The organism is Streptomyces sp. NPDC020801 (assembly GCF_044334385.1).
In the GTDB taxonomy this organism is placed as follows: domain Bacteria; phylum Actinomycetota; class Actinomycetes; order Streptomycetales; family Streptomycetaceae; genus Streptomyces.
This window is the reverse complement of the sequence record NZ_JBIRST010000011.1, coordinates 211,259-234,316: the sequence shown is the minus strand read 5'-3', so window position 1 is coordinate 234,316 and position 23,058 is coordinate 211,259. Positions and strand designations below refer to the sequence as shown.

General features: G+C 68.8%; 41 protein-coding genes. 6 read left to right on the top strand and 35 right to left on the bottom strand.

Annotated features, from left to right (window positions below; all coding sequences use genetic code 11):
* Window positions 1-21: 21 nt before the first annotated feature.
* From ACH4UM_RS23870 to ACH4UM_RS23855, 4 genes are read right to left on the bottom strand one after another with little or no spacing between them, the layout of a single operon-like run.
* Entirely contained in the window at window positions 22-1,035 is a 1,014-nt protein-coding gene (locus ACH4UM_RS23870; RefSeq protein ID WP_398182710.1) for a hypothetical protein, read from the bottom strand.
* Window positions 1,035-2,591 (bottom strand): phage portal protein, encoded by a 1,557-nt coding sequence (locus ACH4UM_RS23865; RefSeq protein WP_398182707.1) that lies wholly within the window; start codon window positions 2,589-2,591, stop codon window positions 1,035-1,037. Before ACH4UM_RS23865 ends, ACH4UM_RS23870 begins: the two co-directional genes overlap by 1 nt.
* Window positions 2,592-2,608: 17 nt before the next feature.
* Entirely contained in the window at window positions 2,609-4,156 is a 1,548-nt protein-coding gene (locus ACH4UM_RS23860; protein ID WP_398182704.1) for a hypothetical protein, read from the bottom strand.
* 2 nt (window positions 4,157-4,158) lie between these two features.
* Entirely contained in the window at window positions 4,159-4,788 is a 630-nt protein-coding gene (locus ACH4UM_RS23855; protein ID WP_398182701.1) for a hypothetical protein, read from the bottom strand.
* 121 nt (window positions 4,789-4,909) lie between these two features.
* Here ACH4UM_RS23855 and ACH4UM_RS23850 point away from each other — a divergent pair, with 121 nt between their 5' ends.
* Together ACH4UM_RS23850 and ACH4UM_RS23845 are read left to right on the top strand one after the other, a co-directional pair.
* Window positions 4,910-5,104 (top strand): hypothetical protein, encoded by a 195-nt coding sequence (locus ACH4UM_RS23850; protein WP_398182698.1) that lies wholly within the window; start codon window positions 4,910-4,912, stop codon window positions 5,102-5,104.
* On the top strand, window positions 5,104-5,298 hold the full coding sequence (locus ACH4UM_RS23845) for a hypothetical protein (RefSeq protein WP_398182695.1): 195 nt from the start codon (window positions 5,104-5,106) through the stop codon (window positions 5,296-5,298). The genes ACH4UM_RS23850 and ACH4UM_RS23845 overlap by 1 nt, the downstream gene beginning before the upstream one ends.
* Before the next feature lie 51 nt (window positions 5,299-5,349).
* On the opposite strand, the gene ACH4UM_RS23840 is transcribed toward ACH4UM_RS23845, so the two are convergent.
* The 3 genes from ACH4UM_RS23840 to ACH4UM_RS23830 form a co-directional block, all read right to left on the bottom strand.
* The gene (locus ACH4UM_RS23840; protein WP_398182692.1) at window positions 5,350-5,970 is read right to left on the bottom strand and encodes a PASTA domain-containing protein; all 621 of its coding nucleotides are present in this window, start codon (window positions 5,968-5,970) and stop codon (window positions 5,350-5,352) included.
* 364 nt (window positions 5,971-6,334) lie between these two features.
* A complete protein-coding gene (locus ACH4UM_RS23835; RefSeq protein WP_398182689.1) occupies window positions 6,335-6,730 on the bottom strand; it encodes a hypothetical protein in 396 nt (131 codons plus the stop codon).
* Between the two features lie 72 nt (window positions 6,731-6,802).
* Window positions 6,803-7,021, bottom strand: coding sequence for a hypothetical protein (locus tag ACH4UM_RS23830; protein WP_398182686.1), 219 nt, complete (start codon window positions 7,019-7,021; stop codon window positions 6,803-6,805).
* Between the two features lie 124 nt (window positions 7,022-7,145).
* On the opposite strand from ACH4UM_RS23830, the gene ACH4UM_RS23825 reads away from it, so the two are divergent.
* Both ACH4UM_RS23825 and ACH4UM_RS23820 read left to right on the top strand, forming a co-directional pair.
* Entirely contained in the window at window positions 7,146-7,430 is a 285-nt protein-coding gene (locus tag ACH4UM_RS23825; protein ID WP_398182683.1) for a hypothetical protein, read from the top strand.
* Between the two features lie 53 nt (window positions 7,431-7,483).
* Window positions 7,484-7,687: a hypothetical protein gene (locus ACH4UM_RS23820; RefSeq protein WP_398182680.1), complete on the top strand. Its 204-nt coding sequence runs from the start codon at window positions 7,484-7,486 to the stop codon at window positions 7,685-7,687.
* A gap of 3 nt (window positions 7,688-7,690) precedes the next feature.
* Here the strand turns inward: ACH4UM_RS23820 and ACH4UM_RS23815 are convergent, their stop codons facing one another.
* From ACH4UM_RS23815 to ACH4UM_RS23720, 20 genes are all read right to left on the bottom strand, one after another.
* Window positions 7,691-8,176 carry a hypothetical protein gene (locus ACH4UM_RS23815; protein ID WP_398182678.1) on the bottom strand — a complete coding sequence of 162 codons (486 nt, stop codon included), beginning with the start codon at window positions 8,174-8,176 and terminating at the stop codon, window positions 7,691-7,693.
* A 14-nt stretch (window positions 8,177-8,190) separates the two neighbouring features.
* Entirely contained in the window at window positions 8,191-8,376 is a 186-nt protein-coding gene (locus ACH4UM_RS23810; RefSeq protein ID WP_398182675.1) for a hypothetical protein, read from the bottom strand.
* Window positions 8,377-8,384: 8 nt separating this feature from the next.
* Window positions 8,385-8,996, bottom strand: a complete 612-nt coding sequence (locus ACH4UM_RS23805; protein ID WP_398182673.1) for a hypothetical protein — start codon at window positions 8,994-8,996, stop codon at window positions 8,385-8,387.
* A gap of 186 nt (window positions 8,997-9,182) precedes the next feature.
* Complete coding sequence (locus tag ACH4UM_RS23800; RefSeq protein WP_398182671.1) at window positions 9,183-11,243, bottom strand: hypothetical protein; 2,061 nt, start codon at window positions 11,241-11,243, stop codon at window positions 9,183-9,185.
* A gap of 8 nt (window positions 11,244-11,251) precedes the next feature.
* A complete protein-coding gene (locus ACH4UM_RS23795; RefSeq protein WP_398182668.1) occupies window positions 11,252-12,352 on the bottom strand; it encodes a hypothetical protein in 1,101 nt (366 codons plus the stop codon).
* A 22-nt stretch (window positions 12,353-12,374) separates the two neighbouring features.
* Window positions 12,375-12,968 carry a DUF6919 domain-containing protein gene (locus ACH4UM_RS23790; RefSeq protein WP_398182666.1) on the bottom strand — a complete coding sequence of 198 codons (594 nt, stop codon included), beginning with the start codon at window positions 12,966-12,968 and terminating at the stop codon, window positions 12,375-12,377.
* Window positions 12,968-13,177, bottom strand: a complete 210-nt coding sequence (locus ACH4UM_RS23785; protein ID WP_398182663.1) for a hypothetical protein — start codon at window positions 13,175-13,177, stop codon at window positions 12,968-12,970. Before ACH4UM_RS23785 ends, ACH4UM_RS23790 begins: the two co-directional genes overlap by 1 nt.
* Before the next feature lie 108 nt (window positions 13,178-13,285).
* The gene (locus ACH4UM_RS23780) at window positions 13,286-13,453 is read right to left on the bottom strand and encodes a hypothetical protein (protein ID WP_398182661.1); all 168 of its coding nucleotides are present in this window, start codon (window positions 13,451-13,453) and stop codon (window positions 13,286-13,288) included.
* Window positions 13,454-13,482: 29 nt separating this feature from the next.
* On the bottom strand, window positions 13,483-13,659 hold the full coding sequence (locus tag ACH4UM_RS23775; protein ID WP_398182659.1) for a hypothetical protein: 177 nt from the start codon (window positions 13,657-13,659) through the stop codon (window positions 13,483-13,485).
* A gap of 3 nt (window positions 13,660-13,662) precedes the next feature.
* On the bottom strand, window positions 13,663-13,815 hold the full coding sequence (locus ACH4UM_RS23770) for a hypothetical protein (RefSeq protein ID WP_398182656.1): 153 nt from the start codon (window positions 13,813-13,815) through the stop codon (window positions 13,663-13,665).
* 90 nt (window positions 13,816-13,905) lie between these two features.
* On the bottom strand, window positions 13,906-14,103 hold the full coding sequence (locus ACH4UM_RS23765; protein WP_398182654.1) for a hypothetical protein: 198 nt from the start codon (window positions 14,101-14,103) through the stop codon (window positions 13,906-13,908).
* A gap of 33 nt (window positions 14,104-14,136) precedes the next feature.
* Window positions 14,137-14,433: a hypothetical protein gene (locus ACH4UM_RS23760; RefSeq protein WP_398182651.1), complete on the bottom strand. Its 297-nt coding sequence runs from the start codon at window positions 14,431-14,433 to the stop codon at window positions 14,137-14,139.
* 114 nt (window positions 14,434-14,547) lie between these two features.
* The gene (locus ACH4UM_RS23755) at window positions 14,548-14,799 is read right to left on the bottom strand and encodes a hypothetical protein (protein WP_398182648.1); all 252 of its coding nucleotides are present in this window, start codon (window positions 14,797-14,799) and stop codon (window positions 14,548-14,550) included.
* A gap of 11 nt (window positions 14,800-14,810) precedes the next feature.
* On the bottom strand, window positions 14,811-15,008 hold the full coding sequence (locus ACH4UM_RS23750) for a hypothetical protein (protein WP_398182645.1): 198 nt from the start codon (window positions 15,006-15,008) through the stop codon (window positions 14,811-14,813).
* 95 nt (window positions 15,009-15,103) lie between these two features.
* The gene (locus tag ACH4UM_RS23745; protein ID WP_398182642.1) at window positions 15,104-15,322 is read right to left on the bottom strand and encodes a hypothetical protein; all 219 of its coding nucleotides are present in this window, start codon (window positions 15,320-15,322) and stop codon (window positions 15,104-15,106) included.
* A complete protein-coding gene (locus ACH4UM_RS23740; RefSeq protein WP_398182939.1) occupies window positions 15,319-15,546 on the bottom strand; it encodes a hypothetical protein in 228 nt (75 codons plus the stop codon). The genes ACH4UM_RS23745 and ACH4UM_RS23740 overlap by 4 nt, the downstream gene beginning before the upstream one ends.
* The gene (locus ACH4UM_RS23735; RefSeq protein WP_398182639.1) at window positions 15,543-15,839 is read right to left on the bottom strand and encodes a hypothetical protein; all 297 of its coding nucleotides are present in this window, start codon (window positions 15,837-15,839) and stop codon (window positions 15,543-15,545) included. The genes ACH4UM_RS23740 and ACH4UM_RS23735 overlap by 4 nt, the downstream gene beginning before the upstream one ends.
* A gap of 1 nt (window position 15,840) precedes the next feature.
* Window positions 15,841-16,092: a helix-turn-helix domain-containing protein gene (locus ACH4UM_RS23730; RefSeq protein ID WP_398182637.1), complete on the bottom strand. Its 252-nt coding sequence runs from the start codon at window positions 16,090-16,092 to the stop codon at window positions 15,841-15,843.
* A 179-nt stretch (window positions 16,093-16,271) separates the two neighbouring features.
* The gene (locus tag ACH4UM_RS23725; RefSeq protein ID WP_398182634.1) at window positions 16,272-17,048 is read right to left on the bottom strand and encodes a GntR family transcriptional regulator; all 777 of its coding nucleotides are present in this window, start codon (window positions 17,046-17,048) and stop codon (window positions 16,272-16,274) included.
* 57 nt (window positions 17,049-17,105) lie between these two features.
* Window positions 17,106-17,525, bottom strand: a complete 420-nt coding sequence (locus tag ACH4UM_RS23720; RefSeq protein ID WP_398182631.1) for a TIGR03668 family PPOX class F420-dependent oxidoreductase — start codon at window positions 17,523-17,525, stop codon at window positions 17,106-17,108.
* Between the two features lie 205 nt (window positions 17,526-17,730).
* Here ACH4UM_RS23720 and ACH4UM_RS23715 point away from each other — a divergent pair, with 205 nt between their 5' ends.
* The gene (locus tag ACH4UM_RS23715; protein WP_398182629.1) at window positions 17,731-18,006 is read left to right on the top strand and encodes a hypothetical protein; all 276 of its coding nucleotides are present in this window, start codon (window positions 17,731-17,733) and stop codon (window positions 18,004-18,006) included.
* Window positions 18,007-18,102: 96 nt separating this feature from the next.
* Window positions 18,103-18,492 carry a hypothetical protein gene (locus ACH4UM_RS23710; protein ID WP_398182626.1) on the top strand — a complete coding sequence of 130 codons (390 nt, stop codon included), beginning with the start codon at window positions 18,103-18,105 and terminating at the stop codon, window positions 18,490-18,492.
* Window positions 18,493-18,786: 294 nt separating this feature from the next.
* Here ACH4UM_RS23710 and ACH4UM_RS23705 read toward each other — a convergent pair whose 3' ends face one another.
* The 8 genes from ACH4UM_RS23705 to ACH4UM_RS23670 form a co-directional block, all read right to left on the bottom strand.
* Window positions 18,787-19,470 carry a hypothetical protein gene (locus ACH4UM_RS23705; protein ID WP_398182624.1) on the bottom strand — a complete coding sequence of 228 codons (684 nt, stop codon included), beginning with the start codon at window positions 19,468-19,470 and terminating at the stop codon, window positions 18,787-18,789.
* A gap of 43 nt (window positions 19,471-19,513) precedes the next feature.
* Window positions 19,514-20,296, bottom strand: a complete 783-nt coding sequence (locus ACH4UM_RS23700) for a hypothetical protein (protein ID WP_398182621.1) — start codon at window positions 20,294-20,296, stop codon at window positions 19,514-19,516.
* Window positions 20,293-20,895 carry a hypothetical protein gene (locus tag ACH4UM_RS23695; RefSeq protein ID WP_398182618.1) on the bottom strand — a complete coding sequence of 201 codons (603 nt, stop codon included), beginning with the start codon at window positions 20,893-20,895 and terminating at the stop codon, window positions 20,293-20,295. The genes ACH4UM_RS23700 and ACH4UM_RS23695 overlap by 4 nt, the downstream gene beginning before the upstream one ends.
* Complete coding sequence (locus tag ACH4UM_RS23690; protein WP_398182615.1) at window positions 20,895-21,140, bottom strand: helix-turn-helix transcriptional regulator; 246 nt, start codon at window positions 21,138-21,140, stop codon at window positions 20,895-20,897. Before ACH4UM_RS23690 ends, ACH4UM_RS23695 begins: the two co-directional genes overlap by 1 nt.
* On the bottom strand, window positions 21,137-21,346 hold the full coding sequence (locus ACH4UM_RS23685) for a hypothetical protein (protein WP_398182612.1): 210 nt from the start codon (window positions 21,344-21,346) through the stop codon (window positions 21,137-21,139). The genes ACH4UM_RS23690 and ACH4UM_RS23685 overlap by 4 nt, the downstream gene beginning before the upstream one ends.
* Window positions 21,343-21,531, bottom strand: coding sequence for a hypothetical protein (locus ACH4UM_RS23680; protein WP_398182609.1), 189 nt, complete (start codon window positions 21,529-21,531; stop codon window positions 21,343-21,345). The genes ACH4UM_RS23685 and ACH4UM_RS23680 overlap by 4 nt, the downstream gene beginning before the upstream one ends.
* A complete protein-coding gene (locus ACH4UM_RS23675) occupies window positions 21,528-21,872 on the bottom strand; it encodes a hypothetical protein (RefSeq protein WP_398182606.1) in 345 nt (114 codons plus the stop codon). Before ACH4UM_RS23675 ends, ACH4UM_RS23680 begins: the two co-directional genes overlap by 4 nt.
* A 188-nt stretch (window positions 21,873-22,060) precedes the next feature.
* Window positions 22,061-23,041: a DNA-methyltransferase gene (locus tag ACH4UM_RS23670; RefSeq protein WP_398182603.1), complete on the bottom strand. Its 981-nt coding sequence runs from the start codon at window positions 23,039-23,041 to the stop codon at window positions 22,061-22,063.
* Between the last annotated feature and the right edge of the window lie 17 nt (window positions 23,042-23,058).

Below are 23,058 nucleotides of genomic sequence, written 5' to 3'. Positions count from 1 at the left end.
GCCCGTCGCGGGCGCCGGGGTCTATGCGGCCTGCGTGAAACGGCCGGTGCGAACAGCTGTCTGGGCGCGGGCCCTGACGGCAGGCAGTAGGTTCCGCTCCGTAAACAGGAGCTGGCGGGCGGCTCGCAGGCGTGCGGCCCGGGACTCCGAAGGCCGGCCGATGCCGTAGGCGATCGAGCGGTGCGCCTCCTGCTGCAGCGCCTGCGGAAACGGCACACCCTCTGCAACCCATGCGTCGTTCCATGGCACCGTGCGGCAGCGACAGTTCGGGTGGAGCGGCGGGCCGTCCACGTCCGACAGCCTGCGTCGCTGCCGCGGATCCCACGACAGGCCACCCGGGAACGAGCCCCCGATCAGGGCGGTGCGGCCGGTGTAGGCCAGGCAGTTGACGCAGGCGTCCGCTTCCGACACCCACAGCCGCACCTCGGCCGGACTGCGGGCGACCTCGTCCAGGCCTTGGGCAACAGCTGTGTTGACAACCCATGCGATATGCGCGCGGACCGCTTGGACGGCGGCTTTCGCCGCGCCGAGTCCGGTCAGCATGTGCTCCCACCGCGACACCACGCCCGACCGGAGCAGGCGTAGTGCCCGGTCACGGTGATCCTTCACCAGGCGGCCGATCCGGCGCGCTTCGGCCCGCAGCTCCCGTCCCGGGCGGGGCACCCTCGGGGTACGGGCCAGGAGACTGCCAGACGCTGCCTCCACGAAGGCGATCCCCTGCTGCACTCCCAGCGCGACGGCCTCGCCGAGCGCGTCACCGAGGAAGCCGGCACGGCCGGCCAGATCGCCGAGGAGCTCGCGGATCGCCGCGCGGGCGGCAGCAATGATGCGGCGCAGCACCTCCCCGGGCGTGGCCGGTTGGTTCGGGCCGCCGTAGGCCTGGGTCCAGGCGGCGAGAGTGCGGCGAATCAGGTCGTCGAATGCGAGCCCGGTGTAGCCCAGGATGTCGGCGCCGATCTGGTCCTCCAGGCGGATGACCTCGCCTGTGTGCTGGTCCTGGACGAGACGGGTCAGATCGTCGCTGCGGTACGGCATCAGTACTCGTCCTCAACCTGCGCCAGGGCTTCCAGGTCAGACAGCGCCCCGGACAGGACCCCCTTCACCTGATCCGGTGAGACGACGTTGAGCGCGGCCGCGGCGCCAAGTTGTTGCGCGGCTGCGGACACGCTGGCCAGGATGGCGACGCGACGCTGAAGTTCGGCGTCGTCGACTCCGGCGAGCCATTCCTCGACCTGCTCGGCGCGGTAGCCGGTCTCCATCAACGCCTGCTTGCGGGGAACCCCGTTCTTGACCTTTTCGGTGACCGTCTGCCAGCCAACCTGATCGTTCACCGACTTTGCGGGCACCCAACTGACGGTGACTACGGGCTCGTCGAGGCCGAGGCGGCGCAGGGCGAATGTGACCGCCTCACGCGTTGTCGCACCGAACGAGAGCTGACGGTTGGCGACCTTACGGATGAACGGGTCGTCCTCCTCCTGGTAGGACACCCCGGAACGGCGGTTGGAGGACTGCGGGTCGAACAGACGCAGCGGCGTGTCGGTGATCTGCGCCATCGCCCGGATGTTGAACTGGATCGGATCCAAGAACACGCCGGGCTGCGCCGCATCGAACTGGCCCACGCTCTTGAAGCCGCGAAGCAGCATCAGTTCGCCGGGTCCGGCCTTGAGGGAGCTGTCCGCGCCGGAGTCGCTCGGTCCCAGGCCCTGCTCGTTCAGCGGCCAGTCGTCGTCGGCGAAGTCGGCAGGCTCGAGATCCGAAGTGTCGGTGTTGGCGGCCTCGGTGAGCGCGTACCGCTGCGGGAAACCCTGATAGTCGACCGTACCCATGTGGGTCTGCTGCAGCTTGTTGATCGCGTTCTGCGGGCCGTAGGCGCCGTAGTGTTCGGGTACGCCGTAGGGCCGGTCGGTACGGAAGTGGAACACGGGCTGCTCACCCCACTCGTGCTCCATCACCCACGACTCGGGGTCTTCCGGGTCGGCGGGCCAGTGCCGCCAGTCGTCGGGTTTGTCTCCGCGGCCGTTCTCGCTGGTGGTCCAGCGTTCGATGCGGTCGTCGTAGTACAGCTCAACGCGCTGAAACTTACCCTCACACCACTTCTTGATCGTGAAGGCTTTGACCCGCGGGTTGTCCTCGCTGTAGATCACACGGACGGTTTGCGGGCTGTTGTAGAACATGTCGACACGGATGACGTTGCCCTGCTCGTCCTCGACGGGCAGCACCATCAGGTAGGCGTCGCCGTACTCGCAGGCGCGACGAAAGAGGTCGGGGAGCTCCAGGTCGAGCTGATTGTCCTGCCAGATCTTTGATATCAGCTGGTTGGCCCCATCGTCGGGGGTGGTGACGGCTGCGATCTCCAGTCGGTTGACGACGGCGTTGACGGGGGTCTTGGCAAAGTTCAGATCGAAGTCGACGTCGTGGAACATGAGGGCGCGGCGGATCCGGAGCGAGGTAAAGACTTCGGGCGCCTTGCCGTCGTAGTAGACGCCGGCCTCGTCGTACCCCTCGCGGGACTCCTTCAGCTCTTCGATGCCGTGCATGAGGTCGGCGAGCGACTCATCATCCAATGCGACCTCCCTAGCCAGCGCAAGCATACGCCGTCACCTTCGATTCAAAGGTAACTTGCCGCTTCAGCCTTAGATACCTGTCTCGACTTGGTGGGCAGGAATCTCCTGACCGCACTCCCCACCGCATCCACAAGGTCGTCATGAGGGGCCTTAGGGAACGCGCACTGCTGCTCCTCCAACTCCCGCAGCCTCCGCGCATGCAGCACCCGCCCCCGCTGGTAGTGCCCCAGCACCCCCTCGGCCCGCACGAACTTCGGCTCCGACTGCGACACGGTCTTCACCCGCACCGGCATGTGATGAAACACGGCCTGCCACACGTCCTGCCCCTGGTTGACCTCCAGCAGGATCAGCCCGATCCGCGGCCATTCGTCCAGCAGCGCCAGCACCCGCTCCCGCAACTGCTCCCCCGGCGGGATCTTCACCGCGATCGCCTCGTGCACGGTGCAGCGGCGGGTCTCCGCAGACCACGACACCACCGCCAGCCCAGTGAAGTCCGAGCCCCTCTTCGCCGTCACCGCCGGGTCGATGCTGAGCATCATGTGCGTGATCGGATCCGGACCCTCTGGCCCCGGGTAGCGGAAGTCGTCGACGGTCCACAGCGCTCCGTCCGCGCCCATCGGATCGTTGGCGTAGTTCTTCGCGAAGCTGCGGGTGTGCTCGATGGACTTGAGGTAGTCGAGGGGCCACTTCGCCGGCCACACGCTGCGCTCGTAGCCCGAGGCGAGCTTGACGATCGGCGGCGTGTAGTGGGCGGCGAATCCCTCCTCTTGGATCCAGGGGGCGGTTTCGACGCCGCGGGCGTGCTTGACGAGCTGGTGGACGATGCTTCCCGGCATCGTGACCGTCCCTGAGATCACGACGCGGGCGTACACGTTGAGCGGCAGGATCGCGTCGACGAGGGTGGTGCGCCGCTTCGCAGCGAGGTCGAGGCTGTAGCTGCTCTCGTCGGGTTCGATGTCGTCGCACAGAATGAGGTCGGGCCTCCGCTCGCCGACCTTCATACCGAGGTTCGACGAGTCGATACCGCGGGCGGCGAACACAAAACCCGACTGCGCGATGAACATCGACTGCGTGTCCGCGACATTCGAGCCCGACGGCCGTTTCGCCGGTGAGCACAGATCCTGGAAGTCGCGGCGCAGCAGCTCGTTGGTGTCGATCTCCTTCTTGAACGAGCTGAGGTGCGTCTCGGCCTGGGTGGCGGAAGCGGCGAACGCGGCCGCGAACCGGACGTGCCCGTGCGCTGCGGCCCACATCGGCAGGATCAGAAACCACCAGGTCGACTTGCCCATGTTCCGGGGCGCAATGTAGGCGTCACGGTGCTCGGCCGGCAGAGTCGGCGGCCGTACCCAGGCGCGGGCGGCACGGCACCAGTCGAGGTGCGCATCCCCGAACGTGAGGCGCCCCTCGGCGTCGCGAAGGTGGTGGCGCAGGTAGACCAGCCCGAACAGCAGCGGATCCAGCCGGGTGAGGGTGCGCCGGCCTTCAGGCTCGGCGAGGAGCCGCGGGTCGAACTTGGCGAGGTAGGCGTGCAGGTCGAAGGTTTCGGCGTCGAGGCCGTCGAGGTAGCCGCGTGTGCGGACCGCGGTCGCCATGCTCAGCCCGTCGTACTGTCGCCGCCGTCGCGGATGTGCTGCTCCTCCAGCTGCACCTTGGCTTTGGCGGCGCGGATCATCTCCTGCAGCTCCAGATCCTGTTGCGTGGTCTCGGTGACTGTGGCGTCGACCTTGACGGGCATGTTGAGGCCGAGGAGGAGGCGGATGGATTCGCTGGTGCGGCGCCGGGATTCTTCGATGCGGTTGAGGCGGTCGACGGCTTGGAGGATGAATGAGTCGTCCTCGACCGGCTCCTCGTCGCCCGTGTCCGGGTTGATCGCCTTGATGACGCGGCCGTTGCTCACCGTGATGTGCTTGCGCCCCATCACTCGACGGACGGACGCCTCCATGTTGTGGAGCCGCTCGAGTTGGGCTTCGAGGCGTGCGAGTTCGAGGGCCCGGTATTCGTCGACCTTGGGGTCGACGCGGCGTTCGATCTCTTCGCGGACGAGGTCGCGGGCGGTGGTTGCGGCGACGCGCTGCCCGCCGGTGGGGCCGGCGGGGTCTTGGCTGAGGGCGTCGATGGCGTAGAAGCTAAGGCCTTGGATGCGGAGGTCGAAGAGGAGTTCGGCGAGTTCGGCTCGGGCTGCTTTGTTGCGCCTCTGGTAGGGGACGGGTCCTCCGGTACCCACAACGCCACCTCCGTTGAATCTTCAGCAATACATGCACTTCACCTTCGAATCGTAGGACATCGGTGCGGTTTAGTCGCCCACTCCCCTACTGCAACCGGCTTCGCAGGGGCACCATGTAGGTATGGCAGCGAAGAAGAAGACACCCAAGCTCGGCACAGGAAAGCGGTTCGCCGCCGTCGCAGCATCCGCAGCGAAGTCCGGTGCGAAGAACCCGAAGGCCGTCGCAGCAGCAGCCGGTCGGAAGAAGTTCGGCGCCGCGAAGATGACCGCCATGGCCAAGGCCGGCCACAGGATCGCCGCCCGCCGGGCGAAGTGATGGTCAGCAGCCGCGGCGGGAAGTTCGGCTTCGTCTACCGCTCACGTTTCAGCGCTTACCGCGCGCTGCGCCGCAAGGGCATGTCGAAGACCAGAGCAGCGGAGATCAGCAACGCGGGCCGCTCATTCCCGCAACGCAGCATCATGGCCCGGAAAGCGGCGAGGACGCGGAAGGCGAAGGGCAGCCGCAGGTGAGCGGGCAGCGGAGGCCCCGGAGCTCGACGGCGACTCCGGGACCTCGCAGCTCTACGGGCAGTGCTCCCCGAACTTGACCGCGTTCAGCGTGACCGGCTGCCCGTTCACCTTCGTTCCCGCGGCCGGCTTCTGCGAACAGACCTGCCAGTTCGACTCGACCAGCACCATGCGGCCGGCGCCCGACGCGTCGTTCACCGTGATCGATGTGCCGAAGTCGAGAGCGTCTCGTGCGGCCTTGACGCTTTTCCCTCGGAAGTCGGGCATCGTCCCGCCGGCCGCGGAGGGCGGCGCCTGGTCCTTGGCGGGGCAAGTCTCGTCCAGTTTGACCGCGCCGAAGTCGAGCTTCGTGCTTGTGTCCGCCTGGGTGTCGGCCTTGACGTTCTGGGAGCAGACCTTCCAGTCCCGGTCAAGGATCTGCATGCGGTCGCGGCCGAGGGAGTCGTGGGATTTGAGGTTGTAGAACCCTGCCTTCTGGGCGGCGTCTTGGGCGGACTGGAGGCCCATGCCGACGAAGTTGGGGACAGCCTTCTTGCTGCTGGGCTTGTTGTTGCTGCCAGTTGAGGCCGTTGAGGACGAGGTGCCGCCGTTGGTCTTGGTGGGTTGGCAGGCGGTGCTGGTGCCGAGGACGGCGATGGTGGCGGTGATGATGCAGGCGAGTGTTCTGCGGCTCATGGGTCCCCCCTGTGCGGTACGCGCTGTGATGTGGCGTGAGCGTAGGCGGGGGTTGGCTGGCGTGTGCAGGTTGTGACGACGCTGTGACCCAATCGGGTGTCTGCGGGTTCAGAGCAGGCCCGCCCCCGGCAGGGAGCGGGCGGGTTTCACTGGCCGTAGTGGTCGCTGGGCTGGTCGGGTTCGGTGGTGAGGCTGGCGCAGCCCTCGTAGTGGCCGTGGGCCTCGCAGCAGGTTCCGCAGTCGCACAGGGGCACGGCTACTCCTCGTCGGTGTCGTAGTCGAGGTCGCGGTCGAACCAGTAGCGGTCCCAGGCGGCGGCTTCCTCGGCGGTCTCCTCCCACGCGGGGAGCTCGGTGTAGTTGGTCTAGGCGGCCTCCGCGTAGGCGGCCTGGAAGAAGGCGGGCTGGGCGAGGTGCTTGGTCTGCTTGTAGGTGGCGAGCCCGATGTAGAGGGCGATGTCGAACGGGTTGTAGACGTGGACGTGGATCCACTTGCCGGTGGTGCGGTGCTGCACCCAGCAGCGGACGGGCTCGGTGCCGTTGGCGGCGACGTGGGCCTTCTTGACGTGCCGGCCGTACCAGGACTGGTAACCGTCCTTGAGGTCGGCGGCGCCGAGCCGGTTGAGGATGTCGCCGGTGCGGACGAGCTGGCCGGTCTCGACGAGGGAGGCGATCGCGCCCGAGCGCGCCCGGTAGGCGAGGGCCTTGGTGACGCGCTGGGCGGCGGCGCGAGTCCGGCGGAGCTGGGCGGCGACGTTCATATGGATCCCCCTTGGTGCGGTGCTGCGGTGGTGGGGCCCGGCCGAGAGTCGGCCGGGCCGTGGTGGGTACGTTCAGCGCCAGGAAGAGTGGCCGCGGCCGATGAGTCGGCCGAATCGGCGGTAGGCCTGGATGGTGACCTCGGCGCGGTTGGCGCAGAAGCAGGAGATCTTGTTGCCGTCGAGGTCGGCGAGCCACCAGGACTCGCCGTCGGTGGCCTGGAGGGCGACTGCACCGGAGGCGGTGGCGTAGACGTGGGGGAAGCGGATCTGCTCGGTGGTGGTGTTCTGCATTGCCGTCTCCCCTGGCCTGTCATCCTTGGCGATGACTCCATCATTGCATCCTCATGTTGCATCGTCAAGATGCATCGCTAGGGTGCCTAGTCGGGATGCGACAAGACGTGGCATCCTTATGGGCATGACCACGGAGAAGAAGAAGCAGGCAGCACGCGATCGACTCGACGAGCTCGGCGCCGCCTACGAGAAGGCAGAGGAGGAGTTCGAGGCCGCGCGCACCGCACTGAACGAGGGCATCGTCGAAGTCCTGCGCGCCCGCACCTTGGGACCTTCAGAGGTAACGCGGCATGTCCCCTACGAGCGTCAGCACGTCGGGCGGATCTCCAAAGCGGCAGGCATTCCGCCGCTGCGCGAACCCACCGTCGTCAGCGCCAAGAAGGCCGTAGAGGACAACCCCGCCGAGTAGCCGCCTTCCCGATTCCCGCCCCGTTCCCCCACGGTCGCAGGCAGACTGCGGGTATGGCGATCCGGATCGGTGTGCAGGCGGACACGGAAGAGGAGTGCGCTGAGGGCCTGGCGCGGCTGGTTGATGCCGGGTTCGTGCCGGTGATGCTGCCGAAGTACCTCACCGACGGACGGTGGATGGCCCGCGCCGTACCCACGCCCAGCACGAAGGCCCCGACCGATAGCGACACCGGTCGGGGCCTTGGCATGGCTGGCTAGCGGCTACTGCTGGTTGTTGTTCTTGACCCACACGCCGTAGCTCTCCGTCCGCTGCTCGCGCTGGTCTTGGTAGACAGTTCCCTCGTAGTGGTTGTGGACCTCGGCCGGCACCACGTCCTTGGCGCGCCGCAGGAGTCTGGCGAGGGCGAGTACGAGGGCTACGGGCGTGGCTCCGGCGATGGCGAGTTGGGCGGGGTCGACGGTGCCGAGGACGTGGACGACGAGGGCGGTCATGCCGCCGATGGGCAGGGATGCGGCTCCGGCGGCGAGCATGCGGACGGCGTCGTCGACGGCCTTGGAGCTCATGGGTGGGATGCCGGGCTGCGGCACGGGCGTCGCGTTCCCGATGACGGCCTTCGGACTGGTCCCCTTCCGGCGCGCATCCTCGATGGCCTTGTCGACGGCCGCGGAGATGACGGCGTCGGTGAGCGGGTTGGCAGCCTGCCCGGCCGCGGGAGCGGTGGGCGTCGGCTCGGGCAGGACGGTCATGGCGGGTGGTCTCCTCAGGTGAGCGTGATGTCGGTGGCGGTCCAAGTGCGTTTCTTGCGGGCGCCGTCTTGGCGGACCCAGTCGACGACCAGCGCGCGGGCTTCGGCCTCACTGCTGGCGCGGACGGTTCCGGCGGATTCGCCGTCGTGGTGCCTGCCGTCACTGACGGCCGCAGTCCAGTGGTAGGTCTTCTTGGCCATTCGGTCTCCTAGTCGATTTCGCCGGTGCCGTGGCAGACGGCGCAGCGGACGCGGGTGGCGGTGTGGATGCGGGTCTTGATCTTGTGCTCACCCTTGCCGTTGCAGGCGGGGCAGGGGTTGATGGGCTCGGGCGTGTAGTCGGGGTCGGGCTCGATGCCGCCGGTTTGGAGGTCCCAGGCGGCGCCGATCGCGGCGGCTTTGGCGGCGGCGACGCTGTTGCGGACGGGCCGTTTGACGGCGGCGACGGCGCGGCGTTTCTGCTTGCGGAGGGCGGGTTTGATGAGCCGCTGCCAGTACACGCCGCCGGCTCGTTTGAGGTCGTCTACGTTGACGTCGGGGTGGAGGATCCCGGCGAGCACGCTGCCGCCGATGGTGATCTCGAACGTGTCGTCGTCCTCGGCGCGGACACGGCCGGTGCGGGCGGCGCAGATTTTCTTGAGGTCGTCGATCTCGATCAGCTGCTCTTCCCAGCTGTGCCCGGACCAGCAGTTGCCCCAGACGGAGGCGAGGGCGTCGATGACGCCGTTGCCGTCGAGCGTGAATTCGGGCGTGCCGCACTCGGGGCAGCCGTAGGGCAGGCCGTCGATCGTCATCTGCTGGATCTTCAGCGTGATGCCCATTCCGGGATCTCCTTCACGTTTCGGGTCGTGATGTGGGTCGTGATGGGTCGTGACTGTGCAGGTCAGAGCCGTGATGGGGGTTGTGATGGGTCGTGACGTCGTCACGGTCTCGAGCGGTGGATCACAACCCCGTCACGACCTGCGTCACGACCCTGACCTGCGGCGTCACAACCCAGTCACGACCTCTCAGGCGGCTTCCGGGGCGGTCTCGCTGGTGATCTGCTTGATCGTGTCGAGGCGGTAGCCGCGTGCTCCGCCGGTCACCTGGACAGTCGACATGTCGATGTCTAGGTCCATGGCGTCGACGGCCCGCTTCAGGTCGGCGGACACGCGTTGTGCGGCGGTGCGGCGAGCCTTGGTCTCGTCGTCGCCGAACAGGTTGAGCGCCCAGGCCTCCGGGTCGTGCGCGGCGAGGTACTCCCATATGGCCGCAGTCGGCAGGAAGTCGGCGTCGTCGGCGGCGGCGAACGCACCCCGCACCATCATCACGATCCTCGGCAGGTCGGAACGCAGCCGGTCCGCCTCCGTCGCACCGAAGTGGTCCAGGCCGGCGGCAGCGAGCGACTCGGCATCCACCTCGGGCCGTCCAGCTGCCGCCCGCTCGCGTGCGCGGCGCCGACCTTCCTTGTCCTCCAGGAAGAGGAACTTGTGCTTGAGCGGCTCGCGCGATCCGCCGCCGCGGATGTACGCCTGGGAGGCGTCGCGCAGGTCGTCGCCTTCAGCGTTGCCTTCGGCGGGGTCGAGCCGGTCCGGCCGCCAGCCTTCTCCGATCGCTCCGGCGCCGAAGACCTGCACGACGTCCTGGTGCCGGGACGGGCCGACGATCTTCAGGGCGATAGAGTCGGCGATGGCCTTTCCGATGGCGTCCTTGGTGGCCTCCTGTGTTGCGAGGATGAGCTGCACGCGGGACTTGCGGCCAGCCTGCAGGATCTTCACCGCGAGTTCCTTCGCCCGGTCGGACAGCTGCGGGTACTCGTCGATGAACAGGACGATCGCCGGCCGCTCCGGGGACGGCTCCCAGTTCTCCCGCATGCCGAGCTTCGCGAACAGGACCGGGCGCGCCTTCGCGATGCGCAGCGCTTGATCGAGGATGGCCTCGATCTGGCCCATGTTGTCGTCACCGATGGCGCGGACGCCGATGGCCTCGGCGAGCGGGGCGAGTCCGTTGCCGGCCGGGTCGAGGTCGCCGACGAGGACGTCGGAGCAGGCGGTCAGCGAGTCGGCCATCGTGCGGAGGATCACCGACTTCCCGCCGCCGGAAGAGGCGACGACGATGACGTGCACGCCGAGCAGGGACGCCTCGAACGGCTTCCCGTCCATGCGGTGGGCGAGGAGCTGCTTGTCGCGCAGGCGGCGGCTGTTCGGCTTCCGCTCCGGCGCCGACGGCATCTTCGCGAACGGATCGGACTGGACCAGGCGGAGGACGACACGGCCGCGGGACTCGCGGACCGGCTGCGGCAGCAGGCCGTTCTCCGGCAGGTCGAGGGGCGTCTCCAGGTCGGCAGCCTTCGTGACGATGTCGGCCGGCTTGCCCTTGGCGAGGCGGACGGTGACTTCCCATCCCCAGTCGTAGCGCCGGTTCGCCTCCACCTCTTTGACCTGGATGCCTTCGGAGGCGAGCGCCCGGCGGACGCATTCGGCGGCCTCGGTGCGGTTGCGGGCATCGGCGATCGGGAACGGGTCGCCGTCCTCGGCGTGCACCTCGATCTTTCCGGGGTCGACGCCGTGGGGCCGACCACGCCAGACGCCGGCGGCGACCGTGGCCATCGCGTACAGGACGGACACCCACAGCCCGCACTCGGCGACACCGTAGGCCGCGGCGCTGGCGACGGGGGCAGCGACGATCCCGCGGGTGATCAGGTACCTGCTGGCGTGCTTCGTGTACTCCTGCCGGGTCCGCTGGACGACGGCGTGCGCGGCCCGTTCCTTGGCCATGTCGCCCTTGGCGGCTTTCTTCGCGGCGCGGGCGGTGCGGATCATCTGCGGGTAGTCGTCGCGCATCTTGTCGGCTTCGATGCGGGCGATGTGCCACCAGCCGCGCGCGGTCCAGCCGATCCATACGACGGACGGGTGGTGGCCGACCGTGCGGGCGGTGCGGCGCGCGAGCGCGGCCCGGGAGTGGATCCAGGCGGGCAGCTGCCGCTGCGGGGTGGCGGGCCGCTTGTTGATGGTGGTCTCGACAGGCCGGACGGTGGAAGTCTGCACCAGCACCGCGGCGTGCTTCTGGTCGGTTGTCGGGGTGGCCATTGCTTCTCCTAGTGGTGGTGGCCGTTGACGGCGATGCGCTGGCGGGCTTCGTGGCTGTGCTGCTTCTTCGCGACGGGGCTGAACGGCACGCTGTCGCCCTTGGTGCGGCGGTGCGGCGGGGGCTGTCGGCGGGCGCCCTTCTTGGGCTTCTCGGCGGCCGCCTTGGAAGAGGGGGATAGATCGGTAACGACCTGCGACTTTCCGTCGCTCTGCGTGCCCGCGATGGTGACCGGGTGGAGCAGCTCCAAGAGCCGGCCGCGCGTACTCACCGGAGAGCCGTTGACGGCGTCCATCGCGTCGACCAGAGCCTTGCGGGAAGCGAGCGCCTCGGCGTGCAGGCCGGGCTTCATGCCGGGCGTGCGGGTGCCGTGCTTGATCTCCCAGGCGGAGGCGAACGCGTCCTCGAACGCGAGCGTGCCGAACGGGGCAGCGGACACCAGCTTCTCGGCGAGCTGGTACACGGTCTTGTGGTCGCGGCGACGCTTCCGCTCATGCTTGGCACGCGCCTTCTCCTCGGCCCGCTTCTTCGGGTCCACGGCCGCAGCCGACAGAGTGCTGACCCACTGCCGGATCTCGAACACCGCCGGGCCCATCACCGTGACCCCGGCCAGCCCCCATGCCACCGAGGCGTTGGTCTGCGCCCCGTAGGCGTAGTTGATGTGCGCGGCGTACCCGGCGGCGCCCATAGACAGGGCGCGCAGCAGCCACCGCACCCACGCGGGCAGCTTCCGCTCATCCGCGTAGGCGACCCCAGCAGCCATCACCCAAGCCGCGCCCTCCAACGCGAACGGCAGGGGCAGCAGCATCAGGCTGACCGACACGAAGTGCGCGACCTGCGCCGGCAGGGAAGCGAGCGCCGACGCGGCGACGAGGGCGAGGGTGCCCTTGCGGTAGACGTTGCCGGGGGTGAGGGTCTTCTCCCGGCGGGCGGCGCGGTCCTTGCGGCGCTGGGCGCGGTCGCGGCGCTTCTGCGTCTTGACCTCGCGCTCCTCGTCGCGGTCCTTGCGGCGTTCGACGCGACGCAGCTTGGCCTCGAACTCGCGGTCCTCGCGCCGCTGCTTGGCGTCGGCGGCCTTGTCGGCGCGACGCTCCTCGAACCAGCTGCTCACGGTGGATCAATCCTTTCGGGGTTCAGGCGGTGGTCTGGGCGGCGAACAGGTCGTCGAGGAGCGGCCAGAGCCGGTCGTTGCGGCCGATCTCGGGGTCGATGAGGCACAGTTGCCAGGCGTCGCACACGGCGTCGGACGCGGGACGGCTGATGCCGCTCCAGATGTGCCGGAGAATGCGGGGCGGCATGTATTCGCCGAAGACGGTGTACGGCTGGCCACCGCGGATGGTGCAGGTGACGCCCCGGCCCTGCGGCAGGAGCCGCGGATGCGAGAGCAGCACCAGCAGTCCAGCGCCCTCACCGGCCCGGCGGATCCGGGTCAGCAACTGCTCGTCGGCGACTAGGCCGGACACTGCGGCGCGCTGCTCCCAGCGCAGCCTGTCGAAGCCGGGTCCGTCGTAGCCGGGCTGGGACTGGTCGGTGAGGAACCCGGCCCGGTTCGCTGCGGCGAGGGTCGGGATCATCAGGGTGGTCTCCTCGTCGGCCCCGGCCGCATGGCCGGGCCACATCGTCAGCTCGCCCTCCAACCACAGGGCCATCAGGTCGGCCAGCTCGGGCAGGGTCTGCGCGGCGGCCCAGCGGCGCCGGTCGGCGCGCGCCTTCCTCCAGCGGCGCATCACACGGCCGCCTTCGGGGCGGGCGAGGGCCGGTGGCGGAGGTAGGCGATGACGGCGGTCAGCAGCAGGACAGGGCCGGGGATCGCGGCGAGGACGTGGGCGGCACCGGCGGACGCCCACGCGATCGGGGCGACCGCGGCCGGCCACAAGCCGATGACGATCAGCACGGCGGCCAGCAGCAGCCAACGGACGGCGGGGCGACGGAACATGACGACCTCACACAGGGTCAGAAACGGATTGGTGGGGGTGGTTGGCGCCCCGGGCCGGATTCGATCCGGCGGCATCACGCCGGGTCCGGGGCTGGTGGGTCGAGCCGGTCAGCGCTTGGTCTTCGCTCCGAAGAAGCCGTTGCCCGGGGTCGTGGTGTGGCTCTTGTGGATCCGTGCGTTGCTGTCCTTCGTGCGGACGGCGGGGTCTTGTGGGGTGGTCTCGTGGCCGCAGGCCTGGCAGGGCTTGCCGGTCTCGTTCTTGCTGAACAGGCTCACGGTGGGCTCCTCTCTGATGGGGGTTGGGATCAGCTGCGCTTGGCCTTGGCGGCGAGTTCCGCCATGGCTTCCTGCCGGTCGGCGGGGCTGGCGTGCTTGAGGATCATGTCGGCGTGCTGGCGGGCATCGGCCTCGCTGATCACTCCGGCCTTCGCCATGCCGACCTGCATCTCAACCTGGGCGGCGAGGATCTTCCCGAAGCCCATCGCTCAGGCCTTCTTCGGCTTGCGGCCGTAGGTGGCGTCGAGCTCAGCGGGTACGTCCTTGGCCTGGCCGCGCTCGATCCGGTCGTAGACCTGCTGGCCCTTGGCGACGTTCTCCTTGCTGGTGAGGTCGGACGACTTGGACTTCTTGCCGAACATGCGGTTCCTTCCGGTTGGTGATCGTTGGGGTGGTGCGCTGGTGCCGGGCGCGGGACGGGGGATGCGGCCGCGCCCGGCGGCTTGTAGGGGTCAGGCGGCGTCGCCGAGGCTGGCGCCGAGCAGCTCGTCCACGAGGGAGGCGCCTGGGTTGGCGCGGTCGTAGTCGGTGGCCTCGGCGAGCAGGTGCAGCTCGACGGCGAAGTCGTCAGCAACCAGGAACCGGCGGATCAAGTCGGTGCGGTACGCCGCATCCGACGACGAGGCTGAAGAGATCAAGCGCAGAGACATGGGGGATCCTTCGGGAACGCGGATTGGGGTTGGTCAGGCGGTGGGGCGGGGCAGGGCGCGGCAGACCTCGGCGTGGGCCTGTGCCCAGGTGGCGGCCTGCTTGGTCGCCCAGCCCGTTGCCCGAGCTCCGGTACACATCGGGTCGAAGCTGAAGTCGGCCTCGCTGTCGGGGCAGACAGTGCAGCGAGCGAGGACACTGTCGTCCTTCTCGATCAGGTCCACGGTGACGGTCGGGTCACCGATCGCCTTGCCCGCATCAGTCAGGTAGCGGGCGATGACGCCCTCCGGCCAGGTGACGGCGGTCTGGGTGGTCTGGGCGGTAGCAGGCATGGCTGATCTCCTCGGTTGGTGATGCCAGGAACGGGATGGGGGGTGGAGAGCCGTGGACGGCGGAGGCCGCGGGGGATTTCGGAACTTCCCCGCCGCCCACGGGTATGGGGGAGGTCAGCGGCGCCGGGCGGCCTCGTCGCCAATGTCGTGGACGTCGACGCCGTGGGCCTCGGCCGCGTCGTTCAGACGGTGTGACTCACGAACCGCGGCCTGCCAGAACGGATCCGAAGTGTGGTCTTGGCCCTTGGTGTTCAGGCCGGCGGCGATGCTGCGGCACACGTTCATCTGGTCAGCTGCCGCGCCGAGCGCGTCGGCGGTACGGGCGCGGTCGTCGATCTGGCTCTGCAGCCAAGCAGGCTGGGACATGGTGGTCTCCTTCAGTCGATTCGGGTGATGTTGGTCGGCTCGGGGTCGAGGCGGGTGCCGCCACGGTTGAGGCGGTTCAACAGCCGGCCAGCCTTGTCCGCGGTCTTCTCGACCGCCTCGTCCGCCGTCTCGGCGCGGGCGCTGTACGTGTACTGGCCTCCCGCGCCAGGGCCTTCGACACCTCGGCGGGTAACGGCCCATCGGGACATAGCGGACTCCTGGGAGAAGAAGGGGGGTGGGGTTGGGTGGCCGCGGGCGCGGGACGGGGGGACTGTCGGACCGCACCCGCGGCGGAACGGGGGCCCTACTTGGGCAGGGGGTGCTCGCTGCGGTCGTTGACCGCGTGGAGCCGGCGCATCATGCGCTCGTAGCTGACGAAGCAGGTCCCGAGCCGCTGCCCGGTCTCCACGTCGGTGACGGCCACCCGCAGCAGCTGGCCCGAGTCGATCGGCTCGGCGACCTTGGCGATCACCTCGTCGGCCTTCTTCTGCGCCGCGGACAGGCGCTTGATCTCGGCGGTCACGACACGGCCTCGATCACGAGGAACGCGTCGGCCTTGAGGTCCATCACGACGTCCACGGTGCGGCCGTCACGACGCAGGCGGGCCGCGAACTCCTCCGCCGGCCACGAACCGCGCGGGGCACCGGCGGGGAAACGCTCGATCACCGTGCGGGACGGCTTCGGCGCGGGCTGGGCGCGGACCGGGCCCTGCGCGGCGGCGTGGGCCAGGCGATCGGCGGGGCTCATCGGAACCACCGCCGCTTCGGCTTCGGCGGGTCCAGCAGGGCGCGGGCGGCACCGTAGGAGAACTCGTGCAGCATGCCTACGAAGTCGTAAATCTCCCGAGTCGCGCGGCTAGCGCCAGGCTTGCGCACCTCATCGAACAGTTCCTGCGCCAAGGCGAGCGTCTCAGCGGCGATCTCATCGAACACCCTGCCGACCGGCACGTCATCGCCAGGCCGCAAAGCCGCAGCCAGAGACGACAGGTGATTCGCGGTCGGAGCGGGGAGCTCGGCGGGAGTGCTCATGGTCTTGCTCATCTCAAGCCACCTCCGTGGCGGTCGGGGCGACCTGGGCGCCGCGCAGGTACTCGACCACGGCAGACTGCGGGACCTTGAGACCGGTGCGGCGCTTCTGGCCGCTGCCGATCCGGACGGTCCGCAACTGTCCGCTGGCGATCAGGCGGTAGACGGTCGCGGGGTGAACATCGAGGTACTCGGCGACCTCTGCCGGCTTGAGCGCGCCCTGCAACTGGGCGAGCTCTTCGGCGAGTTCGTCGTTGGGCTTGGGCACAGAGGCCTCCGGGCATTTGGGCAGGTCAGGACTAGGTTCCGCGACTTGGATACCCAAGCTGCGGATATAGAGACCGTAGCCACTACAGCTTGGGTATGCAAGTACTGCGACAAGTTCCCAGGCACACAAAAAGCCCCCAACCGCTAGGCAGTTGGGGGCGTCAGCAGAATGAGCAGGGATTACGGCACATCGATCACGTACCTGAAGGTGTGGCGGTCGCACGGCACGACCGAGTCGAGGACCTCGAGGGCGCTCCCCGCAGAGTCGTATGCGGTGCGCATGACCTTGGCGACGGGCACGCCAGCCGGGATCTCGAGCTGCTCGATCTCGTGCGGGTACGGCATGCGGATGTCGAGGTCTTCGATGAACTGAACGATGCGTCGACCGATCGGACCATCCGGGTTCTCGATGAAAGCGTTGGCCCCACCCTTGATGAGCTTGGCCTCGGCGAGCGGTGTGCCAGCCGCAAGGGTGCGCTCGTAGTAGCTGTCGCACAGCTGCATCGGCTGGTCGTCGACCGTGAAGAGCAGACGGCGGACAATCACAGGTGCACCAGGCTCAATGTCGAAACGATCAGCGATCTTTTCCGGGGCAGCCGTCTCGACGACTTCGCGGATCACCTGCTTGGGGCGCTGCCCCTGAGCCTTGGCCTCCGCGTTGTAGTTCGCCTCCCCCGTCGACCGCCGCGCTCTGTAGATGCTGCCCGTCTGGCGCATGCTGACGTGCGGACGCTCGCGCACAAAGGCGCCCTTGCCCTGGTGAGAGGTGATCAAGCCTTCCATGCGGAGCAGGGCGATTCCCTTCCGGACCGTAGCCCGGGTGACGCTGAAGCGGTCCGTGAGGTCGTTCTCGGATGGCAGCTTCGCGCCTGGCGCGAGGTCCCCCCTAAGGATCTCCGCGCGCAGTTCGTTGGCGACCCTTTCATAGGGGTGCTCTCGTGCCGGGTTCGGTGTCATCACTCTCCTGTCGGATGGCTACGCAAGTGAGCGTAACCGGATGTCACCAGGATTCGTCTACTCCTTCTTTGCCACCCACCCTGACCAGCGGCTTACGCGAATCTCGATCACGGGCCCGGCTGGGCGACGCTCGCGATACTGCTCGTACTTGTCTACCAATGCGTCTACAAGTTCGTAGGCAAGTTCGTTCTCGATCACGCGAGCCTCTCCGTCAGCGCGCACCCACCACAGGCGGTCCCAGTCCTCATCGAAGCGATCGACGAGGAGCGTGACGGCCGGGTTCTCCTGGATGTTGCGGAGGCGCTTCAGGTTCGAGTGCCGCTTCGGCTTGTGATCGACGGCGATGACGACGGTGTCGCCGACGACGGCGAAGGTGGCAGGCACGAGGTGTGGCTTACCCGCCGCGTCGGCAGTCCCCAGGTGTAGTACCCGGGCCCGCGTAAAGCGCTCGCGTAGCTGTTCTTCGGTCAGCCCCATGCCGCGACCGTACCCAGCATTCGTTTCGTCGCACTACTTGCACGCTCTGCGACAGTGGCGCTACTTTCGGGAAGCCAGCTTGGATATCCAAGTCTCCCGAGCTCGGGAACGGCAACGGCCGAGGTGCGTCAACACCCCGGCCGTCGAAGTCATCAGCGGTGCCAGCCGCTGACCGCAACTCAATCCTGTGAGATGGAGTCTGCCCATGAGCTTAGCTCTTGCCCTCTCCCCCGACCACCTGCTCGACGCTCCTCTCGACGCCCTGATCGCCGAGACCGGAGTCGAGATCATCGACAGCACGATCACCGACGCCGCCTTCTTCGGCGCGGTCGTCCAGCGCAAGACCGGCGAGGTGCTGCTCGCCATGCCGACCGGACGCACCGAGTTGGAGCACGACACGGTGGCCCGCTACCTGCTCGCCCAGGTCTTCGACGTCGACCTGCCTGAGCTGCCGGCGCCGTTCGTCACGACCGAGCTGTAGCACGCGATCCGTTCGACTCGCGGGGCTTCCTCCTGTGACGGGTGGGGGCCTCTGCTTCTTCATAGACTGACGGGGCCGGATGAGAGGATAGAGAAAATGCGACCCGCCGAATATCGCGACCACCTCGTTGACGTGCTGAAGAACACGCCTGACGTGCAGAAAGTCGACGTGCTGGAGGGTGGCCCGTACCCGTATGCGCTTACGGTCACCGCGGCTGGTCGTGAACAGCGTTGGCAGGTGATCGGGCAGCTCGCTGAGGGGGCGAAGCATGACACGCCGACCCCGGCTGTTCAGGCTGGGCCGCCTGCTTTCACGTCGGTGCCGGTTGATGGCTCGCCGGATGCGTGGCTGGCCGGTGCGATCGGGGCGGCGGAGCCGGCAGACACCCAGCGGATCGAGGTGTGGTCGGCGCGGGAGGGCAAGCAGGATCGGGGGGTCACGGTCTTTTTCCACAATGGCGAGCGTGCTTTCTTGCGCCATCTGTGAGACCTCCCGCCGCCTTGCGGCATGCGGTGGAGTGCACCACACGTCAGCACTGTCCCGATGACCAAGGGAGAACTGATCATGTGTGAGCACCGGCACGGCCACCGTTTCGATCCGGGCGAGTTAGCCGGGTCCTGCCCGGTCTGCGGGGCGGGTGTGGGCTCGCCGCCGGGATCGCCGACGACGATGCATCAGCGGGCGGGCAGCGGGACGGAGACCTGCCCGGGTAGCGGGCAGCCAGCCCTCTGAGTCGCTCGTAGACAGGTGAAAGCCCCGGCCGTCTGGCCGGGGCTTTCGTCATGCCGCGGACCGGGCTACGGCGTCTGCGTTCAGTTCGGCGTCGGTGTAGGCGTTGCCGCAGGCGGAGCAGCGCACGTACTGGTCCCAGTCGGTGCGGGTCAGGGCGAGGAGTCCGCAGTCGCTGTTCGGGCATGGCCGGCTGACGGCCCGGGTCCGCACCTCAACCCGCGCTATCCCCCGAATGGCGATCGTGAGGTCCCGCAATTCCTGCGCCATTTCACCGATCCAGGCCATCGTGGACGCCCACGGCAGAGCGGTGGACAGCCATGCCGACAGACCGGCCTCGCTCCAGTTGTCGGGCTGCTTGAAGTCCCGCTGGTGGCGCCGGGGGTGCTCTTCGAGGACGAGCCTGGTCCACGATCCGAGGAAGTCGATGATGGGCCGCTGCCCGATCTGGTCGCCGTGGAGGTCGCGGACGTCGGTGGTGGAGGCGGGTCCGATGAAGTTCATCGTGGTCGGCCGGCCGGGCAGCGGGGCCTCTTTGGTGCCGCCGCGTCCGCCAGACTCGCCGGACCGTTCGCGGTGCATGCTGCCGTCCGCCAGGACGATGAGCAGGTTGGGTACGGCGCGGAGCCACGCCCGCATCTGGTCTACGCAGGGTCGGCATATCTGCCAGTTGGCACTGGTCTCCCAATCCCTCAGCAGGCGGGTGCAGTGCTCGGCGATGCAGGCGGCGGTCATCGGTAGCTCCTTGGTGCGGGGCGGGGTTGGGGCGGTGGGGCGGCTACTCGCCGTTCTTCTGCAGCGGCCAGCGCCGGTCGACTTCGGCGCATTCGCGGATGGTCGGCCCGGCGTTGTGGGCGGGCGGCTGGTCGAGGGCGGCGTGGATGTCCTTGGCGACGGCGCGGCGGAGGCTGTCGGCTTCGATGTCGACGCCGTGCTGCTGGACGGCGAGCCGGTCGGCGACCGCACGCACGCGGGCGAGGGCGGCCCGGGTGTCGGCGAGTTCGATCTCCGACTTGCCGAGCGCGGCGAGGGCGGCGTCCAGCTGGTCGCGGCGCTCTGAGTCGAGGTGGGGCTGGATGACGGCGAGGACGGCGTCGGCGAGGTTGTCGGCCTCGTTCATGTTGAGGATGATCGGCTCTCCGCGCTGGACCATGGCCACGGCATTCGGGCCGAGGTGGAGCGGGACGGTGCGCGCGGCCTTGGCGATCTGTCCCCGAAGCGCCTCGCGCCTGCCTGCGGCCCGTTCGTCGTCTCGGCCCTCCGTCGCCCCGCCTGCCGCCTGCGGGGCGCTCACGCGGGCACTGGCGGGCTCCGTGGGGGTGGACGCCGGGTCGTCTCGCCGGGGCATGTCGTAGGCGCTGAGCCGTTCCCGCGGCGGCTTGCCAGCCAGACCTTCGTCCCGGCCCCACCGGAACAGCGTGTCGGCCTGCTCGTAGAGGTCCGCCCAGTCCGGAGCGCGGCACAGGATGCAGACCCGGACGTGGATCGGGTGCGCACCGAGGATGCGGGTCTCGTAGTGGTGCTCGCAGTTGTCGGCTACGGCCTGCGGCTGGTCGGTCATGCGGCTGCCTCCTGGGCGTTGTTGCGGCGTCCGCCTTGCGGGATCGAGTGAAGGTCGCGGACCCGTGCAAGATTGGCGTCGGTGAACCCGCAGGGCCGGAACCGATCGCAGCGGGCGCACTGGCCGTAGCCGTCGTGGTCGAGGACGGGCTGCTCGCAGACGCAGGTGGCGTGCGCCCGCTCGATCGCCGAACAGTCGTGGTGGAACAGGCCGGGCTCGCCCTGCCACCAGTGCCCGCGCGGCCCGTCCCACGAGTGGGAGACGTTGACCGGGTCGCCCTTGCGGTGGCGGCCGTGGCACCAGGAGCAGCGGGTGAGGAGACGACGGCGGAGTTCCTGCAAAGGATGGACCTGGATGCGCCAGTGGTGGACGTGGAGCTGCCACCGCTTGCCCCGGCAGGTGATGTGGTCGTAGCCGGACGGGTCCCGGTGCCACACGGTGATCAGGGCTGGGAAGTACAGGCCGCGCCCGGCGAGCACCCAGAAGGCGCCGTTGAACTGCCAGCGGATGCCGGTACGTGCCGCGTGCTCGGTCTTCCAGGTTTCGAGCTTGGGCCACGGGCGGCGGAGTTCGAACGCGACGGTGAGCGGATCGTGCATCAGGCTGCCTCCTGGCTGGCGGGTTGGGTGATGGTGGCGAGGTCGGCGGGGCTGATCTGGCCGGACCAGATCGCGAGCACGACGGCGTGGGTGCGGTCTCGGGCGCCGAGGCTGCGGTAGGCGGCGGTGAGGATCTCGGCAACCGAGTGCGCGCTGTTGCCCAACTGGGCGGCGATGCGGGCGTTCGTGTTGCCGGCCGCCGCGAGGAAGAGGACTTGCCGCTGCCGGCGGGTCAGGGGTTTCACTGCGGCCTCCCGAGAAAGCCGAGCGCACGATCGATGTCGGCGCTGTGCTGCTCGGCGTAGTGCCGCTGCATGGCGTCACCGGACGTGCGCGGGTCCGACGCGCTGGTGACGTGCCCGCAGTTGAAGAAGCAGTGAACCGAGTACACAGGCGCGGGCTCGGGCTTCGCGGGGACCATGTCGGCTATCTCGAACAGGGCGTCGCTCACGGCCGCCTCCCTTGCCGGGGTTCGCGCCGTACCTGGCCGCGGCCGTCGAGGATGCCGTCGGCGATGGCGAGGTGCTTCAGCGCGCGGCGGAGGACGGAGCGCAAGGGTTCGCGGGTGCGGGCGTAGGCGGCGAGGATCCGCGCGGAGCCGTCGTCGGGCAGCCACTGGATACGGGCGCGGGTCACCGGGTGCTCCCGTTGATCGCGCGGGCCACGGCGAGGGCGGCGTCCGGAAGAGCGATGTGACCTTCGGTGAGTGCGGCGGACTGCCACTCCAGCCAGTCGGCGAGCGCGACTCCGACGCCGGGGTGGAGTAGCTGCACGACGGCCTGGTCCTCGGGTTCGAGGTCGACGTTGCCGACGACGAGAACCCCTTCGTTGTCTGGCGTTTCCTCGAAGCGGGACATGAGCAGCGGGTCGGTGTACGGCGAGACCTTGGAGATCGTCCATGGGCCGGGCGCAGCGGCGTTACAGATGCGGCGCAGCTTGTCGGCTGCTGCGCGGAGTTCGTCGGCGGGTGTGGTCATCGGCTGGCCTTTCGGTGCGGCGGGGCTGTACGGGCCTGTGGGGCTCTGGGAGCCCCTCCGGCGTCGCGAGAGTCGCCGGAGGTGCTGTGCGGGCGCCTGGCGGGCGTCTGGGGGCCGTGGCGGGGCTGTGGTTGGATTGCCGGGCCGGCCGCCCCCTGCTAGCTCCAGGGGGCGGCCGTGCTGCGGGGTCATGCGGGCAGGTCGAGGTCGAGCACGCCCTGCGCGAACCGGTCCTTGGCGAGGTCGTGGTAGGCGGGGTTGAGATCGATGCCGATGTACTTCCGCCCGAGCTGGCGGGCCGCGGCCCCCGTCGTGCCGGAGCCGGAGAACGGGTCCAGGACGGTCCCGCCCGGCTTGCAGCCGGCCTTGATGCAGCGCAGCGGCAGGCCGATCGGGAACGTCGCAAAATGGGCCTGCGCGTTCGGGCGGGTGCTGATCGACCAGACGTCGCGGGCGTGGCGGCCGCTCTCGCTGGGGCGTGAGTGGATACCGGCGTTGTTGACGTTTCCCGGCTGTCCCGTGGCTGCCACGCGGTCGTCGTGTGCGGCGTAGCGCCTTGCCTGCCGATGGTTCTTTGCTTCCTGGGCGGGATCGCTTGTGTCGCGGATGGCGGCGGCGTCGTACCAGTAGCGGGGCCGCTTGGCGAGCAGGAACAGGTGCTCGTAGGCGTGGGCCAGACGATCGCGCACAGGCTCGGGCATGGCGTTGGGCTTGTGCCAGATTCCCTTGCTGCGCACTATCCAGCCCTCATCCTGAAGCGCGATCAGCAGGCGCTCGGGTATGAGGCACAGGTTTTTAGGCGGCAGGGCGCGGGTGTCGGGCAGAGGCTCGGCGGTGAACGTGCGGTCCTGCCGCTGCCCTTTGCCCTGTCGCCCTGCGCTGCCGGGCAGGTAGGCGTAGGAGTCGTCGATGTTGATCCAGCAGGTGCCGTCGTCCGAGAGGACGCGGCGCACTTCGGCAAACACCGCGCGCAGGGCCTCCACGTAGGCCGCGGGCGTGGCCTCCAGCCCGTACTGGCCGGCCGTGCCGTAGTCGCGGAGCCCGTAGTACGGGGGTGAGGTGACGATGCAGTCGACGGACTGGTCGGGCAGCATGCGCATCTGCTCCAAGGCATCGCCGAGCAGGAGGGTCACCTGCTCGTCTTGGTAGTACGGCGGCTCGCCGCTCATCTCGGGTTCCTTCCGGT